The organism is Dietzia sp. UCD-THP (genome assembly GCF_000349585.1).
Taxonomy (GTDB): domain Bacteria; phylum Actinomycetota; class Actinomycetes; order Mycobacteriales; family Mycobacteriaceae; genus Dietzia; species Dietzia natronolimnaea_A.
Genome location: NZ_KB714677.1, coordinates 1,360 through 1,771 on the forward strand (window position 1 = coordinate 1,360; position 412 = coordinate 1,771).

The 412-nt window shown below is 68.7% G+C and carries 1 protein-coding gene; it reads left to right on the forward strand.

What is annotated here, in order from left to right; all coding sequences use genetic code 11:
- A partial coding sequence (locus tag H483_RS37985; RefSeq protein ID WP_042330448.1) for a hypothetical protein occupies window positions 1–261 on the forward strand: 261 nt, incomplete at its 5' end.
- Window positions 262–412 lie beyond the last annotated feature (151 nt).

Consider the following 412-nt stretch of genomic DNA (forward strand, 5'->3'; position numbering starts at 1 on the left):
ACAAGGGAAAGGGACACCATGCAGGACAAGCCCGGCCAGCAGCTCCACAGCTTCGAGACGGTCACGGCCGAGGGTGACGTGATCCTCGCCGAGACTCGCCTCGTGGTCACGGCAGGCGTCGAGACCGTGTGGCAGTACGAGCGAGACCGGCTCGCTGACGTTCGGCTCGCGCAGCGTTGCCTAGACTGCGGCGACATCGTGACGCCCCCCGCCGAGGGCGTCACGTGTTGGCCCTGCCTCAACTCGAGCGCAGACCTCTGAGTCGCCCTGGCGACGAGCGTCTGAACGGGAGCGGCCCCGACGGCCTGACAGCCGTCGGGGCCGCTCTAGTCCGGCCTGACAGTGGTGCGGGATGGGGATACCGCACCAAGCCGGAGGGCTGATGCTACCCGCTTCGGAACATCGCGGCGGG